Source organism: Pseudomonas sp. FP1762 (genome assembly GCF_030687105.1).
In the GTDB taxonomy this organism is placed as follows: Bacteria; Pseudomonadota; Gammaproteobacteria; order Pseudomonadales; family Pseudomonadaceae; genus Aquipseudomonas; species Aquipseudomonas siliginis.
In genome coordinates this window covers 3,771,971-3,790,873 of the sequence record NZ_CP117458.1, presented here as the reverse complement: position 1 = coordinate 3,790,873, position 18,903 = coordinate 3,771,971, and the positions used below count along the sequence as shown (strand labels likewise).

Here is an 18,903-nt window from a genome sequence, read left to right as displayed (position 1 = left end):
GCCATGAGCAAGAAAAAGCTTATTCCGTTGCTGGTGTACATCCTGTTCCTGCTGGTGCCGATCTACTGGCTGCTGAACATGTCGTTCAAGAGCAACACCGAAATCCTCGGCGGCCTGACGCTTTTCCCACAGGAATTCACGCTGGCGAACTACAAGGTGATCTTCACCGATCCGAGCTGGTACACCGGCTATCTGAACTCGCTGTATTACGTCAGCCTCAACACGGTGATTTCCCTGAGCGTGGCGTTACCGGCGGCTTACGCGTTTTCACGCTATCGTTTCCTCGGCGACAAACACCTGTTCTTCTGGCTGCTGACCAATCGCATGGCGCCGCCGGCGGTGTTTTTGCTGCCGTTCTTTCAGTTGTATTCGTCGATCGGCCTGTTCGACACGCACATCGCCGTAGCCTTGGCGCACTGCTTGTTCAACGTGCCGCTGGCGGTGTGGATTCTGGAAGGTTTCATGTCCGGCGTGCCCAAGGAGATCGACGAAACGGCCTACATCGACGGCTACAGTTTCCCTAAGTTCTTCGTGAAGATTTTCATCCCGTTGATCGGCTCCGGTATCGGCGTCACGGCGTTTTTCTGCTTCATGTTTTCCTGGGTCGAACTGCTGCTGGCGCGCACGCTGACCTCGGTCAACGCCAAGCCGATTGCGGCAGTGATGACGCGCACGGTGTCGGCATCGGGGATCGATTGGGGCGTGCTGGCAGCGGCGGGGGTATTGACCATCCTGCCGGGGATGCTGGTGATCTGGTTTGTGCGCAACCACGTGGCCAAGGGCTTTGCCCTCGGTCGAGTCTGAGGAGCTGATGATGGAATGGATGAGCTGGACGACACCGACCGCCGCGTTCTTCATCGGCATCGGTCTGATTCTGGTGGGCATGACCACCTGGGAATTGCGCTCGCCGAGCATTCTGCGGCGCGGGTTTCTGCCGATTGCCACCACCCGTGGCGATCGCTTGTTTATCGGTCTTCTCGGCAGCGCCTACCTGCATTTGCTGGTAATCGGCGTCACCGACTGGAGCATCTGGGTGGCGTCCGCGTTGTCCCTGGTGTGGCTGTTGGCTGTGATGCGTTGGGGCTAGTCGAATCGTTCGGCAACGCGGCTCCACAACTTAAACAGGAGGTCTCTATGTTCGATAAAAACAATAAGCTGCGACATAGCATTTCATTGGCAGCCATGCTGGCACTCAGCGGTCTGAGCGCATCTGCCTGGGCCGACGCCTACGAAGATGCTGCGAAAAAATGGATCGGCAGCGAGTTCAAGCCCTCGACCCTGACGGCCGAACAGCAGCTTGAAGAATTGAAGTGGTTCATCAAGGCCGCCGAGCCGTTTCGTGGCATGGACATCAAGGTCGTTTCCGAAACCCTGACCACCCACGAATACGAGTCCAAGGTGCTGGCCAAGGCCTTCAGCGAAATCACCGGGATCAAACTCACCCACGACCTGCTGCAGGAAGGCGACGTGGTCGAGAAAATGCAGACGGTGATGCAGTCGGACAAGAACATCTATGACGGCTGGGTCAACGACTCTGACCTGATCGGCACGCACTTTCGCTACGGCAAGACCGAATCGATCACCGACCTGATGGCCAACGAGGGCAAAAACTTCACTTCGCCGACCCTCGACATCAAGGACTTCATCGGCATCTCCTTCACCACCGCGCCGGACGGCAAGATCTATCAACTGCCCGACCAGCAATTCGCCAACCTGTACTGGTTCCGTGCCGACTGGTTCGAACGCGCCGATCTGAAAGCCAAGTTCAAGGAAAAGTACGGCTACGAATTAGGCGTGCCGGTGAACTGGTCGGCCTATGAAGACATCGCCAAATTCTTCAGCGAAGACGTCAAGGAAATCGACGGCAAACGCGTCTACGGCCACATGGACTACGGCAAGAAAGACCCGTCGCTGGGCTGGCGTTTCACCGATGCCTGGTTCTCCATGGCCGGTGGCGGCGACAAGGGACTGCCCAACGGCTTGCCGGTGGACGAGTGGGGGATCCGCGTCGAGGACTGCCACCCGGTCGGCTCCAGCGTGACCCGTGGCGGCGACACCAACGGCCCGGCGGCCGTGTTTGCCACCACCAAATACGTCGACTGGCTGAAGAAATACGCGCCACCGGAAGCGGCCGGCATGACCTTCTCCGAGTCCGGCCCGGTGCCCTCGCAGGGCAACATCGCCCAGCAGATCTTCTGGTACACCGCGTTCACCGCCGACATGACCAAACCCGGCCTGCCGGTGGTCAACGCCGACGGCACGCCGAAATGGCGCATGGCGCCGTCGCCTAAAGGCCCGTATTGGGAAGAGGGTATGAAGCTCGGCTATCAGGATGTGGGGTCGTGGACATTCATGAAATCCACGCCTGAGAAACAGAAACTCGCGGCGTGGCTGTACGCGCAGTTCGTCACCTCGAAAACTGTTTCGCTGAAGAAAACCATCGTCGGTCTGACACCTATTCGCGAGTCGGACATCAACTCGCAGGCGATGACCGATCTGGCGCCGAAACTCGGTGGTCTGGTCGAGTTCTATCGCAGCCCGGCCCGCGTGCAATGGTCGCCGACCGGCACCAACGTGCCGGACTACCCGCGTCTGGCGCAACTGTGGTGGAGCCATATCGCCGAAGCCGCCAGCGGCGAGAAGACCCCACAACAAGCGCTTGATGGCCTGGCCAAGGATCAGGACCGCATCATGGAACGCCTCGAACGCTCCAAGGCCCAGGCCACTTGCGCGCCGAAGATGAACCCGGAACGCGATGCGCAATACTGGTTCGATCAACCGGGCGCACCGAAGCCGAAACTGGCTAACGAGAAGCCGAAGGGCGAAACGGTGAGCTATAGCGAACTGCTGAAATCCTGGGCGGATGCGCGTAAATGATGTTGGAAATGTAAGAAGCGAACGGCACCGGAAGGTGCCGTTTAGCTTTCTTCCCATCGATCTGAAGCAATAGCAACCTGGCTTCCATATGTTTTGAGGTGCGCGCATTCCATCAAGGGCTTGAGGGAATGGAAGTCAGCGTTTCACGTTGCGAGCAAATTGAGTCAGCAACTGTTTTTTACTTCGCTCGTATGAGTCTATCGTGTACTGGGCAAGCTCAAAGGGGAACGGCTGCATGTCGACGGGGTAAACTTTAGTATCTCTCTCCGACCAGAGGAAATTATGGTCCTGTACATCCTGGTGATATAGGTCCTTTGCTTCCATTTCATTAAACATCTCCAAAAGTGCATTGGCGCCGCTTGCCGGAATGGAACCTTTCTTGATGTCGCCGAGGGGGATGCCATCGAGTTTTATCATCTTGAGGTAACTCTGATTGTCTTCAATAAGTGCCGTCGCCGAGCCTGCTCCATAGTAAGCATTGAAACCCTCGGCTTCGGTTTTTACATACCCCGGAATACTGTTTCGCTTGTCGGCTCCTCTGAACTTTTTATAGACATGTTTCCCGTCGGCGCTTTCGTATATTTCTCCTTCGCCCCCGCCGCCTATAGCTGGGCGACCACCAATATCATCGGCAATCGACGTTGGCTTGTTCTTCAGCGAAGAATCGGTCAATTGCACTTTCTCCATCAACATTTCGATGGAGTGGCTTGCGCTCTTTACTTCTGGAGACAATGGTGGTGTATCAGGAAATCCAAATCTCGTGCTTTCGTTAATGACAGAGTTTGCTGAAAATGGCGTTGATGATTGCGGCGAAGGCGAAGATCCGATGGTCGCTTGAGTCGGGTACTCCTCATTGACGCCTTCACGAATTCGCCCATCAGTATCGAAGTAGGCCAACGGATTGCCTTTCACCATGCTGAACAGATTCAGACCATCAATCGCCCCGGACGGATCCGGATTCAACCATCGCTGCCAACCCGCCACGTAATACCTGAACCCGTAATAATAAAGCCCGGTCGCATCCCGCTCTTTGCCCGAATAGCGCAGCGTTTTATAGCTTGTCTCGATTTCGCTACGCCCGGCAAACCACGCGGTGGTGCCGAAAGGGTGGTATCGCTCCTGACTGATGAGCTTGCCCGTGGCGTCGAGTTCCAGGGTGCAGGAACCCAAATGGTCGTTGAGGCTGTAACGCGCTTGATCGTTGTCGATGCCTTGGGGCGGTTCGGATTCCCAGTGCAACACCTGCACGCTGCTGCGCCCGGCCTGGACACTGATCACCTGCAGTATTTCTCCCGTACCACTGTGGGTACGGATTTGCAGATTCGGCAGATAACGCACTTCGTTCATCAGCGTTTCAGCGTTGGTCTGCATCAGCCGCACTTTGCGCACGCGCATGCCGTCTGCGGCGTATCGGTATTGCTCGTTATCAGCCGAACGGTCTTCACGCAAAACCAGCCGGACTTCACGCAATCGGTTACGCAAGTCCCAGTTGAAAGTCTGTCCTGGTTGCAGGCCAAGCAGATTGCCATTGGCATCGAAGCCGTTGCGCAAATCTTCCTCGCCCGGGTCCATGCCATCGCGCACCGGCAAGCAGCGGTTACTGTGCTTGGCGGCGACCAGGCGGTGACCGTGGCCTTGTGGGCCGTCGTGGATCAATTTGAGCAAATTGCCACCGCAGTCATAGTGGTAGGTCTGGGTGTAATTGGCGATCGCTGCAGGATCTGCCAGTGAAAACTTCGATGTCTGACCGGCCTCCCAACCCGTGGCCTCGATCAACTGATCGAGACTGTCATAACGGTAGCGGTTGACCGGTTCGATGCGCTGGTTGGCAAAGTATCGAATCGGGAGGGCGGCGTCTTCAATACTCAGCACGTTGCCTACCGGGTCGTAGACATAACGCAGGTCTTGCAGGATGTCATTGCCGCGCTGGCTTTGCAGGCTGATCAGCCTGCCATCCTCGGCGGCGTAGTCCAATGTGGTGATCACTCCGTTGTCAGCGGTTTCCCGAAGGGTATGTCCTTGGGCATCGTACTGGATGGCGCCGACCAGGGTTTTCGGCGCGGAGCCCTTCAATTGCAGTCGAACGTCTCGCAACTGGCCGTCCAGGGTCTGGCTGAAAAGCTGTCGGTGTCCTCTGGCGTCGATTTGTTCGATGGTTTCCGAGAGCGGGTTGAAACGCGAGTAGCTCGTGGCGGCAGGCGCGTCTTCGAGCAATTTGTCACGCTCGCTGAGCGATACCGGCCAGTCAGGAGGGTCGAGTGAGCGCAGAAAGCGTCGAGACTGAGCGATGATTCCACCGGTCAATCCGAACTGTTCGAACAACTGCGTGCCGGCCGGATCATCGAGGCGGATGATCTGTCCGCACTGATTCCGCGTGGCAAATGTCGGATTGCTGCCGGCATAACCATATCGCTCCGTGCACAAAGGTTCTCCGTCATCGGCGTGTTCGAACACAGCCAGTGGTCGCAGCTGTTCGTCATACTCGATGCTGCGCACGCTACCCCGGCCATCCCAACCGTGCAGCGGTTGACGCGCCTCGCCCCACAGACTGACGTGCCATCCGGCATCGACGCTGAGCGTGATCAGCACCTGACCGGTCAGTGAGTAAACCGTCCTGAGATTGGCGGGGGCTGATGCGTCGGCGAACAATCGTGGATCGCGCTGCGCCACCCGTCGCCCGGCAACGTCATGCTGAACCGCGGTGATGCGCGCTTCAGATTCGCTGCCATCTTCGCGCCAGTAGGCAACCTGCCGCACCGGTAAGCCTCGGGCATCAGTGACGCTAAGATGCGGTGTCTGCGCATGCGTGCTCACCTTCCTGTCCACCAGTTGCGTCGCCGTTGTTCCGGCGGCGGGTCGAACAGGTCATTTTCGTCGAAGGCGACGTTACACCAGATCCAGTACCAGACTTCCCGGCGCAGGGGTTTGAGCGTCGGTGGATTGCCTTGCAGCATTTGCTTCGCCAGCACGGTTGCGGTCGGTCGGCCCACCGCGTCGTAGAACTGCTGGTCGTGAAAAGCATGCTTGCGCATCGAGCGATCATTGATGTAGCGCGGTTGATCGGCGAAGTAGGGCCGGTAAATCCGCACAGTCTGGCCTTTGTTGTTGTATTCCACTGGCTCGCTGACACGCCAGCGTCGCTGGGCCTGGGCGTCTATTGGTTTACCATTGTCGTCGAGGACCAACTCACCGTTGTCATCGACCTGCCAGGCCACGCCCGGGGGGACCTCATGTTTGGTTTGCAGAGTGCGGCCGAAACCGTCCAGGCAAGCAATGCTGACTTGCACTTGCAGATCGGGATCAAGCGGATAGCGGTCGGCCACCAGAGAGACGGCATACACGGGCTCACGCTGTGCATTATCGATTTGCTGCTGGAGTTCGGTTTCATTCCGATCGGGATTTTCCACAGCGGCAAGGTACTGTCGGGCGCGATCGCAAATGTGTCCTTCGGGCAGAATGTAGCCTTGGCTTTTCGCCCAGTCCCACCACTCTTGGGAGCGTGAGGACGTGCGGGAGATGCAACCCATCCAACTGAACGTATCCCAGAAAGCGGCATGGGCGAAGTTGCCAATGGCTTGTTTCGGATCGGCGATGGCAATGGCCGGGTCGCGGTCTGCCGGCGGGACGTAGGTTTGCAGCGGGTCAAAACCCACCGCTTCTCCAAGTTCGGTGCCGTGGAAACTGCTCACCAGCGGCTCGCCGAAAGCGTTGTAGCGCGCTTCCTGCAGGTTGCGGTTGGCATCTTCAATGGCCGCAGGGAGGAAGGTGCGGTAGTCCACGTCGAGGCTGCGGGTAGTGCAGCCGTCCGGTAAGGTCACGGCGGTTGTCACACACCAATACGCGTCATAGGTAATCAGGGTTTCGCCGTGACTGCGGGTTTCACGATATTTCTGCACGTTATGAAAGCCGTCTAGCGTGTGGTAGGTGGGAAAACCTCTGTGCACTGACCACAGATAGTTCTTCGCATCGTCAGGATCATCGATCGGACCGTGGTCTTGCTCGGGCAGGAACAGCGGCATGATGTGGTAACCGACCTCCTGCGATTCGAGTTTTTCTTTCAGGTTGAAGGGTAATTGGCCATCCACCTCGAGTTTGTCATATGCGCTGAGGGCGACGGCGTCCAGTTCGGCCGTCTCCATGTAGGCGGGCAAACCCTCGAAAGTCGCGGCGCCCGGATCCAGCGTTGCACCGCTGCGAGGGTCGATGTAGCGCTGCAGCGTCAATGCAGACAACACTGCTTGCTGCGCCCATTCGCCATCCTCGCGGGCCATTAGCAAAATATGTTCATGGTGGATCGTTGCGGCACTCAGCGCCGCTTTTTCCAGCACCAGCGAATTGCTGCGCAAGCGGCAGGGCAATCCAAGGCGCCAGGCCTCGTCATTGGGCAAATGAATCGATTCTGACCGGAGCTGCGTCAGGTACCATTTTTGTTGCGCATCGTCATGAGCATCCTTCCACCAGTTCTGCTGATGCTCTTCAGTGAACGGCGGCGCATCGCTGCTGGTTTTGCGTCGCGCGTAGTTCACCGTGAAAGCATGCACCACACGGCCGTAGGGGTCCCATTCCAGATTCAACTGGTGCTGGCACATCGGATCGTCGGCAATTGCCGGTTCGTACTGATAACTGATGGATTCCGCGTCCAGGGGCAAGATCACTGCATAAGGCTGGTACTTGCCTTTGGGGCGCAGCACCCGTGCACCATAGCGATGTTCCTGGACCACATAGGGGACTGCGGTCGCCGCGTCGTCACCGGCGGCGAACACTTCCGAGCGCATCACTCGGCCGCTCAGGGTGCGGGCGATCTCTCGCGCAGTCTCCTCATCGGCTTCGGTGAAAGGTTGCGCGATGCGATCATTGAAGTGATAGAGCTGCAGCAGTGTGGGTTTGAGATCGACCGCATCATCGTCACGGCTGTAATAACCGGTTCTTGACGGGTCGATGGTTTCGCCTGTGTGAAACCAGGTCTTGCTGAGAATCGGCGCGGTGAACTCGGTTGCTGACGCTTCGGTGTCGCTTTGCAGCAGCAGGCGAAAACCACGGAATTCGCGCTCGAAACGGTCGTAATAACCGCCGCGATAGCTGAGGAGCTGTGTCAGTGTGTTGCCGGTGATCTCATCATGTTGGATTTGCTCGTGTACCAAGTGCATGGCCATGGGTAGACCGGACACCGGATTTTCAACACCGGCTGCCTGTTGCTCACGTTTTTCATCCAGCCATTCCTGCGCCGAACTGCGGTAATTCACGCTGGCGCTGCAACCCATGTTGTTGCAGCTTCTGTTGAGCAGATAGGGTTTGGCGTCGACGAAATCGTAACGCCAGTGCCTGGGCGACATGTGCGGCAATGTCACCACCAGGCTCGAGCAGCCCAGGCCTTGCAGATCTGCGCTGGTGACCTGCCAGAGCGCGTCATGGGCGAGGCCCTCAGGCCAGGGAAGATCAATGGATGTCTGGGCGAAACCGCTGCCGGCATGGTTCATGAAAATACGCAGGCGCTCGGCTTCCATGTAGATCAGGTCAGCCGCACCCGAGCCGTCGAGATCCGCCAGCAAGACCCGTGAGGCGTTGAATTCATCGTAGGCGAAGGGCAGGGTGCACAGCACAAAGCCTTTGCCGAAACGACCATGTCCCAAATTCGGCCAGCACTTGACTTCGTTATGACGGATCCGCACCAGATGTTGCTGACCGCTGCCGATGAGATCGGCGAATGCAACGATTTCGCTCGGTGTATTGCTCAGCACAGGCAGCTCATCATCATCGCCTGCGGCGGTTTTTTCCGCATGCGGCACGTCGACGGCCTCGGCGAAGCCAGCCGCGCGACGATTGGCATACAAACGCACGCTGCGCGGGCCGACCAGCGTCAGGTCGCTCAGGCCGTCACCCAGCAAGTCGGCGATCTGCGCCATCGGGTGGGAAAATTCGCCGGGAAATGCATCGAAGGGCACGAACCCTGACCAGTTGCGGTCTGGGTCGAGGGTGAAAAATCCGCACATGCCCGGCGCGGCGAGCACCCAGTCGAGCTTGCCGTCGCCGGTCAGATCGGTAAGCGACTGATGCACGGGTTTGCCGGCGTCGGACATCGGCACGCCTTCAAGAAGTTTCCACTCGCTGTACTCGACCTGGTCGCTGCCGGTCTCTGCGCGCAACGGCTCGCGGTAATACCAGCCGTGGTCATAACGGCAGAGCACACCCGCCAGGCCCTCACCGTACAGGTCAACCAACTGATATTGATGACCATCGTCGAGGCCGGGCATGGCCGTGAATTCTTTCCAGCCCTGCGGCTGCGGGGCGAGGTCGAACGTGTTGTAGCTGAACTCCATTGGCGGTCGGCTTTCGATCTGGCCGAGGCCGTCATAGGCCTGCTGATGCGCCGCGCTCAGATGGCTGTAACCCAGTGGGCTGAGGCGATATTGCAGGAGCAGGCGTTGCACCAGAACCGGATGGTCACCCAACTCTTTGGGGAAGTGATGAAACATCAGCACTTGTCGACACAGGCGTCGGTTGCCCAGCTCGAAACCGTAGGCGTAGATCCAGTAAGGGTCGCTGCGCTCGGCCCATGGCTGTTGTTCTTCAAACGTTGGCACTTGTTCCAGATCGCTGCTGCGTTCGCCATAGTCGAACACCAGTTGAAAGTGCCACAACTGTTTTTCCCGGCTACCGCTGTCCCAGGCATACAGGTGCGCTGAGGCTTTTTCGTTGCCATAACACACGCGTTTGAGATAGCGCTGAGCGCGATAGTCGCGATACTGCGGAGCGACTGGCAGCTCGGTTTCCGCCTTGTATTCGTAGATGATGTGTTCGCCGCGGGTATTGAGGCTTTCGTCGATCATCCAGACGCCGACGCGCTGCGGGTCGGCAGGGTCGGCCCGGCGTGAATTGGCGGTGGTGCCATAGATATGCAGGCTGCCGTCGGCACCGTGAATCAGCCAGAAACCGGCTTTGTCGGTCTCGTTCGACCAATGTTCGATCAAGGCGAATGCACCCTCGACCCGTGGCCAGTGGCGAACGACGTCATACGCTGTCGTCAGGGGCAAGCCGTTGTATTGCTCAGTAGTGCGGAAGATCAATTCACCGGTGCTTTCATTGCGCTCGGGCAGCCATACATCACCGTCAGGCCCCACGACCTGGTCAGTGCCGTCATAAGTCGGCACGCCATTGACCGTGCGCAGGGTCACCGCGTCAACCGTCAACTGCCAGCCAATTCCGCAGGAACTGTTGCCCGTGCCACTGCTATAGCCCAGACCCAATGGCGGGACAAAACCGCGTCCGGTGGAAATCGGCAACGACAGTTCCAGCGACGCAGTGCCTTTGGTACCCACGCCGGCCGATCCCTTGCCAATACTCTGGATGGCGCCGCCACCCTTGGGCAGGCTCGGTGGGTTGATCTGCATTGTCGACTGTTGCGGCGGCGGCTGTTCGTTCATAGCGAACCGCCTTCGCATCTCGCGGTGTAGCACACATGCAGGATGATGTCGGGCAAGCGCTGGAGTATGTGCTCCTGACCCTTGGGAAACGTCAGGATCCAGCGTGAAATCGCGCCGGTGTATTCGAATGGCAGATAGCGTTCGTCCTGGAAGTTGAGCTGAAACATGCCGTTGTCTTCCAGCGAACTCGACAGGGCGATCTGTTGACTGGATCGCAGGTTTTCTTTGACGCTGCTGCCGATCGTGGGGGCCATTTCAACTTTGCTGTAGGTCTGTTTCAGCACCGCCCGAATATCTTGATAAGGCCCAAGCACGGCCGGTAGCGTCACGCTTATAGTCTTGATCCGGCGCAGGTAATGATTTTGCCCGGCGTAATCATCGTCGAACATTTGCTGAGTCAGTTCCAATTCACACGTGCCGTTGTCGATCAGCGATTGCTTGATCTGTGCCCACGGTTTATTGATGGTTGAACTCGGATCCTTGCCGGTCAAATCCTTCAGTGACACGGTTTTCCTGATTTCCAGATCGCGGCGGTTGTGCTGCACGTACTGGCTGTACATCTGTTGCAGGCTCATCTTCAACTCTTCCCCGGCACCGAGGCCGCGGTACGTGGCATTCCACGCGCCGGGATGGACAAAGGTTCGGGTGAAATCGCCCATTTCGTATTGCCAGCAGGCCTCAGCGGCCTGGCATAGCGATTGTGCGTTGGTGAAGGCGGTATGGTAGAAACCGGCGAATTTGCTGTTGAGCCAGTCGTAGGTCTGCGATCGGCTGAAACGATTGCTGCTCAGCAGGAAATCGTGGGTGGCCTTGGCCTGGTTGAGTGCTGCTCGCGCCTGGCGCAGTTGCAGTTGCGTGGCTTTGTGTTGTTCGTCGTAGACGGCAAGCTGGGCCTTGATTTGCTCGGCTTCGAGTTTTGCCTGGTCGCGGGCCTGGGTCCACTCCTGGGCGCGGCGCCGGTATTGTTCGATGCGATCCATGGTTTGGCTTGCGCCATACGCAACGTGTGAAAACGCTTGCATATGGGCCGCGAAGCCGTTGGCAGCACCTTCCAGGCGTGCGCCACCGGCCGCCATGCCAAATATGTTCGGTGCTACAGTCATTGCCTGGCCGATTCCGTGGGCAATCGTCGCTCCGGTCTGGCCGAGACTTCCCAGCAGGTAAGAAGCTCCCGCGCCGATTTCCAAGGTGCTGACACCGTCTTTCAGCAATTTCTCGTAATAACTCACTCGGTCCAGAATGGTGTCCTGACTCGCCAGCAACGCCTCCTTGTTTTTTTCATCAATCTTCTCGGCCTGAACCTGTATTTGCACCGCCATCTCCGCGAGGTTCCACGCCTGCTGCTGTTGCAGTTCCAGGTACTGCGCCTGCTCCTTGCGTTCGATCAGCGACAGTAGCGTGGCGCCGAACGCGATCACGCTGTCCACCGCGTTCTGCGCGAGTGCGAACATGAAACTGAAGCGACAATGGGGAATCTGCGGGTTCAACAAGCGGCTGAGTGCTGCCCCGGACAAGCCTTGGCCCCAAGCGGCGAGCAGTGCGCGCGGATCCAGCGGCGTGGCGAATAACGGCAGGTTCAGCGGAGCGCCGGCCATATCGAGGTTATGTCGCAGGTTAAACAAGCGGCTTTCGGCTCGATCCCAGTGCATGATCAGTTCGGGGTTGAAGGGCCGACGGAAATACTCAGTGTCCGCGCTCGCCAGTAGCGGGTCATGGCCGTCAGGCCGCAGACACAATAGTGGTGCAGGCTGCGAAGCCGGGGCCCTGCCGATGCGCAAAGGTGGCTGTTGTTGCAGCTGCCGGTGCGCGCTGATCAGGCGCTGTTCGAATTGACGCAGTTGCACATTCTTCGACGAACTCAATTCGTCGAGCGTGAGCGGCAACCATTCGTCGATCTGGCGTACATCCGGGCGCGGTCCCAGCAGATCCATGATGTGGACGTAGCGCATCTTGGCTTCAGCCAGGCCGTCCGGCGTCAACTCTGCATACGCCAGATCAGCCTGGCGGCTTTCGATCTCGATAAACAGTTTCCACAGCGCCTTGCGAAAGTGCACCGGAAAACTCAAGGCAATCTGATGCGGATCGTCCGGGTACAGAATGGCCAGGCTGGGGTCGACCGGACCGGGCCATACCGGCTCTTCCAACGGTACGGCCTGCCAGTAACCGGGGTGTCCCGCGTCCGCGCTTTGTCGTGTCGGGTCAAACAGATACGCAAGCCACTGTTTCGCTTCGTCGTACTGCTGCTCTTCGTTCAAGCGGTAGGCCACCAGCCAGGGCAGGTACAGGAACAGTTCCAGGAAATACAGGTAGTAAGCGCCCGAGAAATCCATGGCTTGCGATCCCTGACCGTCCGGGATAGGTGGTTCTGTGTGCTGGGTCTGGGTTTCCCAGCTCAGCAGAGGTTCCATGCCGCCTTCGGCAAGGTTGATCAGTTGCCGGGCGAAGGTGGTGTTCATGCGCACAGCGGCCCGACGTGATCCTTCGGGTTCCTGCCCGTCGCTCAACTCGATGCCGGAGCCGCTGAAGTCAATGAATTGCGCCTTGCCCAAAGAAGGGCTGTCCCCCAAAGACGGGTCGATCATGCTGTTGATGCTGGGCGCTATTTGCAAGTTTGAGGGAGGCACTTCTGCCCATTCAACGGTCAGCGCCTTGAGTGCTCCGCCAATCAGCGTGGTTGCCAAGGAGCCTGCGTGATAAACCAGAACACCATAGATCAGCGGGATTTTCAGTTCCTTTGGATCCTCAGGCCACTCCACTGGCCAGCCGTCGGGCTGGAGGGTGGATTGATCGACCGAAAACGAATAAGTCAGCGAGGAGTCCTTCGACAGGCTATTGACGATGGCTGTAGACGCCAGCTTGCGCATTGCGCTGAATGTTTCAGGCGGCTTTGTTGACAGAACATTCAGCGGGTGTGCGATGAAAAACTGGTAGCCCACGCTGCTGTTATAGCGCCCTGCTGAAGGATGAAGATCGATTTCATTGTGATCGGTGGTAGAACGCCAAAAGGACGTAAACAAAACCATGCTGGAGCCGATCAGTTCATAGAGCACCCTTCGATTTGCATGTTTACCTGCAAGGCACGCCGTTTCTCCTTGCTTGGTGGCGGGTACCGTAAATTCAGTCGGATTCCCGACAGGGTCGGCGATCAAGCTACGCAGCCGATCAGGGTAGCCCTTGAAACAGAATGCCGTATCTGCGACATCCATGAAGTCGGTACCAACAGGTTCAATGATGGAGCCTGGAAGTAGCGGAACTTCAAGGTGATTTTCCGAAGGATCGAACACCAGCGTAACTTTGATGAGCTCCTTGTTTTCGTCGTGTTTGTCGAAGACGGAAAGTTTGAAAATCAGGAGGTTGTTGAATCCTGCCGCCAGCCTTGCGGTCAACTCGATATTGGACGCCGCCCGGTTATAGACAAAGTCGACGTCTTTCACGCTGGTCTCGATTCGCGACTGCCACCCCTGATAATCCCAGGTGGTCTTTTCGCTATCCGGTGTCTGGTACTCCACTGCACCAAACATTGGCGTGCCAGAGGGAAGCCAGTATTGGAAACGACCAGCGTTGCCATTGGCGAAAATATTGCCGATCAGCCTCACGTGGGCTTCGCCGTTCTTGAGGACCTCGACGGAGGGAGGTGAGGCCGGTCTGACCTCCGGCGCCATGCCGAATGACGGTGGCAGCGGTGTAACATTGAAGTTCTTGTCTATCTGTACCGTTCGCAGAAAATCATAGGTATCTGCATCGCCCGGAATCTCGGAAGGGACGCCCTGATAGTTCGAATACAGCATGAGCACCATCGACTCAGGTGACGTCGAGTGGTCATACACCGCAATGGTCTGGGTTTGCTCCGCAATTTCTTCCTGCGGTTTTTCGATCAGCGCTTTGGTCTGGCAGTAACTCTCGATGTAAACCCGCGGCGTGCTCCAGGTCTCGTCATATTTCTTGTAGCTGGCATATAGGCGGAACCTGGGATTGACCTTGACGCTCTGGTCGGCCTTGCCGTCAACGGGGGTCTGCATGGCGTCCGCATCCTGAAGCTCCAGCTCGGCCCAGATCACGAACAGACGATTGTTGAACCAGCACGGGCGAATGGTGTGTTCCAGCGCCTTTTCCGAAATGGGCACGTTGGCTTTTTGCCAATCCGACCAGGCATTGGGCAGCGGCTTGTCATATTTGACCGGGGTTTCGCCTGCTGCACTCGCGGGCGCTTTGACCGCGCGCTGCGACATGTCCAGTGAGCGCCAGTAATAAGCATTTTCGGCAGGGGATTTGCCGATGAAATAATAAGTACTGTTGGCAAAATCTTCCCCGTCAATGTAGCCATTGCAGATTTTCAGGTTGGCAATTTCTTCGAACCTGGCAAGGTAAGCCAGCACTGCGGTTTGTACTGTTTCGGGCTGAATCTGCGCCTGGTTGAGGTCATTCTCCAGTTGCTCGAAACTGGCGCTCTTGGTCAGGCGCAGGGTCGGGTCCAGATAGATGTCCGGGAACGTGCGCAACTGCTGGAGGGCGGGCCAGATCGAGTAGCGATTGAGGCCGTCGCGCCAGGTGCTGGTTTGCAAAGGCGTAAAGCTGTCATCGCTGTAACCGGGCTCCAGGTTCAGCATCATGCTGTTGATTTGCTGTTGGTAGCTGGCAATGGCGCAGGCCACCGGACTGGTCGGGACATCCTGGCTGACCAGTACATCCAGCAACCAGAATTCATAAAGGTCGTTGGCGGTCTTGATCGTTTGAGCCAGCCCTTGCTCGATCAGGTAGGGATCGCTGGGTATTGCTTCGTGCAGATACAGGGCGAGCATCGCGTCACGCAGTGCTTCGTTAAGCGGCGCATCGAAGGCAGTCGTCATGATCGTTCCTCAACCATTGTCACGTGATGGGGCGGCGTTAGAGTGGGCGGCCATGACTCCCTCACCGACGGCTTTCCAGGCCAGCAGATCGCTTTGTTCGCCCAGCGCGGTGGCTTGCAATAGGGTTCTGGCGGCCAAGCCGCTGGCCTGACAAGCGGCCTGGCAACGACGGACCCAGTCGACTTGAGCCATCGAGGTGGCGCGTTTATCGGGGAGCGAGCTGGTCAGCTCGGCAACTTGCGCCTGCGGCCAGTTCAGCAAACGAGCAAGGGCAGCATCGGCCGTTTCGCTGGCGAGCTGGCGCAGGGCCTTGTTTTTCAATTGGGCCTTGGCTGGATTGGCGCAGCTGAAATAACTCAGGACATGGTCTTCGGACTGGCTCTGGCTGTGGAACCAATGACTGAAGCGTTCAAGCAGATAGAGATCGGAAAGCGAAGGCATGCTGTTACTGCCTTCCTCGTATGCCGCGCCACCCAGCCACATCGGATTGATTGCAAACAGGCGCAGAGCGCTATTGCTCAAACGCAGCTCTCTGGCGATCTCGGCGTGGCGAGCCACCCGTTGATAATCCTCGATCAACGCTTGGGGCAGCGGGGTCTTGAGTGCTTGCTGCAAAATGCTATAGGGCGTGGCCCACGCCCAGTGAATGACCGCCCGGCAGCAATCCGGCGCGAGTTTCGCGGTTTCCTGGAAAAGCCCTTCGAGCAACTGGGCCTGACGGTCATGCACATCGAGCAGGAACTTGACGAGTCTGTCTGCGCAAGCATCTTTGACAGGTTGGGCCAGCCCTAGACCTTTGAGCGCTTGCGCGACATCGGCCTGTAACCAGGCAACGGGTTCATCTGTCAGGGTCAGTGTGCGATCAAGGCCAGACAGCAGGCCGTCAGCAGTGATCAGATGGTGTTCGATCAGCAACTGAAACCAGTTGATTTCTCCTCGCTTGCGTTTGCCATCCTCTTGCAGTGGCAGACCCAGCGCATTGACTTGCGCCTCGGTCGCCAGGCTGCGGCGCGTATCGCTCTGCAGCGTGGTCAGACGCGCCCGCAACTCATCGGGCAGGGGAGCTTGCTCGGCCAATCTGATCTGCTGATCATTTTCCTGCTCTTCGGGATTTGGCGGGGCATCGATGCCCAGGCGTTGCAATACCTGCGTCACGGTCTGCTGACTGTCTTTGAGCCAGGCGAAGGCCCAATCCAGTTGCATCAGCACATCGAGGATGTCCGGATTCGCATCCGCAGTCGTTGCACTCAAGCGGCCGCTGGCCAGTGCGGTTTTGTAAGACGAGCCTCCGAGAAGTCCCGCCAACGCCAGCAGTTCTTCGACCGAGTGACCGAACAACCGGGCTATCCGCGCCTGGCGGTACAACGAGGAAACGGTAGGCAAGTCACGCTTGAGCGCGCCCACGTGCTTTTCGGTCTGACGGGCAATTAACAGCAAAGAGTCTTCGGTGGGTTGCACACCGAGCCCGGCACAGAGTTGCAGCAGGGTTTTCTGCGTCGCGGCATCGAGGGTGGTCAAATCGATGGGTGTTTGATCAAGAATCAGCGGTGTGTCGAACAGTTGCACATGGTTGAACACTTGATCGAACAACGGCACCGCGTCCTTGCCGCTGGCATTGGGGCTGAGGTCGTGCAGCAGCGCCGCGAACTCTTCAGGTTCGATGCTGTAGCGCTGGTTCAGGTAGCGATAGACGCCCAGCGCACGCAGGGTGTTTGCGTTGAGTTCCATGCCCAGGTTTGATTCGCCCTCGGCGCGCATGGCACTGCAGATCAACGTGTCGAGCCCGGCGAAAGGAATGCCGCTCCAGCGTTGCAGGCGGATCATCCGCTGAAGACGATCGAGACGATCAAGTGAGGTTTTGGTCAGACGCCATTGTGTGTTGTCACCCGACGCTATCCGCTCCAGTCCTATGGCGTGGTCTGACTCATCGCTCAGGTCTGTTTCCGGGGCCGTTTCCGGCGCGTTGTCGGACAGTTCAGCACCGGGACCGATGCCATTGACGTAGCAGGCACCGTAGTGATTTGGAAAAGACCCGGTCAGCAGGTCAATCCTGTTCGGGGTCGGCTGCAGGTATGGACAATTGGGCGACAATCGCACTGCAAAGCTGCGGCGGGCCACAAGTTGCTCGACCTGTTCAGCGGTGAGGCCAGTGTGCTGCATGAAGTCGGTCAACAGGGTCAATTGCTGCACAGGCGCATCGCTGGTGACTTCGACACCGTAGGCGCCTTTGAAAAAGTTCTTTTCTGTCGTCGTCAGGCGGTACTGCTCATCCAGCGTAAAGGCGAAGCGCTGTCTGGCCAGACGGACCGGTTGCTCCACCGTCCCGGTGGCGGTGATCAGATCGAATCTGGCTGTGTATTCCTGCTCGGTCGGCGTGGGAAGGGTGGCAGCCTGGAAATGCACAACGATGGGTTTATCTATCGCAGCGTGCAGACGATTTATCAGCCAGCCAGTCCCTGTGAGGTCCGGCACGTTAGAGCTCAGATCGATACTGGCAGGCACGGTCTTGTCGTCTTTACGAAAGGTCAGTGAGACAACGGTTTTGGAGCCGCCTTGATTCGTTGGTGCGTCCGCCAACGGAGTCGCGACCACGTCGTCGGGCTGCCCGGACAGGAGCAAGTAACATCTGCTTGGTGTGGTATGTGGCCGCAGGTAGGCAGTGAGAGGGTTTTGCCAGCCGTTGATGAGATTGCTGCGGGTCAGATAAAAATGGCTGAACACCGGGGGGGCGAGCAGCAATTGCTGTTGTTGTGGGCTCAACCCGCACAGCAACCGTTGTGCCTGTAGCGCCGGTTGCTGCAATTGCCCATAGTCATTGACTGCCACCTGTTTGATCGGTAGCAACAGACTGGCCCGGTAATTCAACTCGCCCAGACGCGGCTTATTATCAGCGAGCCCAAGTTGGCATTGGTGATGATAGAAGTTGTAGGGCAGTTCGAAGGGGTAGCTCCGTTCGGCCAGTACCTGATAGGTGGATTTGCTTTTGTCGGGAAGATTGCCATCCAGATAGGTGCGCAGATGACTTTCCAATACCTGCGTGACAATTTCCAGCATTGGCCTCGGTGTGAAGGTGCTCTCCTGGCTGATCAACAGGTCCTTGAGGTCAGGACGGCGTTGATCCATCAACAGCCGCTTGGGATCCTCACTGGTGGCTTCCAGTTGAAGGGAGAATCTCCGCAGTTCAGTCAGGTAGGCCACCGGACTATCGTTGGCGGCAATGGCTCCGACCTTGGTGAACTCGTCCCAGTTTTCATTGAACATGCGTTGATAGGTAGCGCCCAGCGAAACCAGCGAACTCACACCACTGCGTTGAGCCAGTTGCTGCAACGTGCCGGAAGAGGTCTGGTATTCCCGATACAGGCGCGAAATGAGCGCCGCATATTTCATCGCATTGTCGTAGGCCACATCGGCGTTCGCGTCGCTGTATAGGGCGAGCTGGCGAGCGAACGCTGCTTTGGATAGACGGACGATGTCGAAAACTGACGTAAAGCCCATTTGCTGCATGGCGGTGGGGAAGTCGTTGCGGTCTTTCTGTACCGAAACGTGTGGCTTTACCAGTCTCTGCAGTAACGAGTTGTTGTCAGCCATGACGGTGATTCTCCTACTTTCAAGAGTGGCATTGAGGCAATGCGCGGTTAGAGCAAACTAACGGTAAACAACAGGGACGTAACCTGTCAGACCTGACAGGTATTGCCGCATTGATTAGAACTAATTCGAATAAGACGGAATAATTTAAGGGCTTTATGTGCTGGCGGCTT

At 57.7% G+C, this 18,903-nt stretch carries 7 protein-coding genes; 3 read left to right on the top strand and 4 right to left on the bottom strand.

Features of this window, described 5'->3' with window-relative positions; genetic code table 11:
- The first annotated feature begins 3 nt into the window (after positions 1-3).
- The 3 genes from PSH90_RS16780 to PSH90_RS16770 are packed head-to-tail and all read left to right on the top strand — an operon-like array spanning position 4 to position 2,877.
- Complete coding sequence (locus tag PSH90_RS16780) at positions 4-804, top strand: carbohydrate ABC transporter permease (protein ID WP_073471306.1); 801 nt, start codon at positions 4-6, stop codon at positions 802-804.
- Between the two features lie 10 nt (positions 805-814).
- On the top strand, positions 815-1,087 hold the full coding sequence (locus PSH90_RS16775) for a DUF2160 domain-containing protein (RefSeq protein WP_038861868.1): 273 nt from the start codon (positions 815-817) through the stop codon (positions 1,085-1,087).
- 47 nt (positions 1,088-1,134) lie between these two features.
- The gene (locus PSH90_RS16770) at positions 1,135-2,877 is read left to right on the top strand and encodes an ABC transporter substrate-binding protein (protein ID WP_016775286.1); all 1,743 of its coding nucleotides are present in this window, start codon (positions 1,135-1,137) and stop codon (positions 2,875-2,877) included.
- A 135-nt stretch (positions 2,878-3,012) separates the two neighbouring features.
- On the opposite strand, the gene PSH90_RS16765 is transcribed toward PSH90_RS16770, so the two are convergent.
- Genes PSH90_RS16765 through PSH90_RS16750 form a run of 4 tightly spaced genes read right to left on the bottom strand, consistent with a single transcriptional unit; the run spans position 3,013 to position 18,733 of the window.
- On the bottom strand, positions 3,013-5,691 hold the full coding sequence (locus PSH90_RS16765) for an RHS repeat domain-containing protein (RefSeq protein ID WP_305381089.1): 2,679 nt from the start codon (positions 5,689-5,691) through the stop codon (positions 3,013-3,015).
- Positions 5,688-10,298 carry a SpvB/TcaC N-terminal domain-containing protein gene (locus PSH90_RS16760; RefSeq protein ID WP_305381087.1) on the bottom strand — a complete coding sequence of 1,537 codons (4,611 nt, stop codon included), beginning with the start codon at positions 10,296-10,298 and terminating at the stop codon, positions 5,688-5,690. The genes PSH90_RS16765 and PSH90_RS16760 overlap by 4 nt, the downstream gene beginning before the upstream one ends.
- Positions 10,295-15,145, bottom strand: a complete 4,851-nt coding sequence (locus PSH90_RS16755; RefSeq protein ID WP_305381085.1) for a neuraminidase-like domain-containing protein — start codon at positions 15,143-15,145, stop codon at positions 10,295-10,297. Before PSH90_RS16755 ends, PSH90_RS16760 begins: the two co-directional genes overlap by 4 nt.
- Positions 15,146-15,154: 9 nt before the next feature.
- Entirely contained in the window at positions 15,155-18,733 is a 3,579-nt protein-coding gene (locus PSH90_RS16750) for a Tc toxin subunit A (protein WP_305381084.1), read from the bottom strand.
- Between the last annotated feature and the right edge of the window lie 170 nt (positions 18,734-18,903).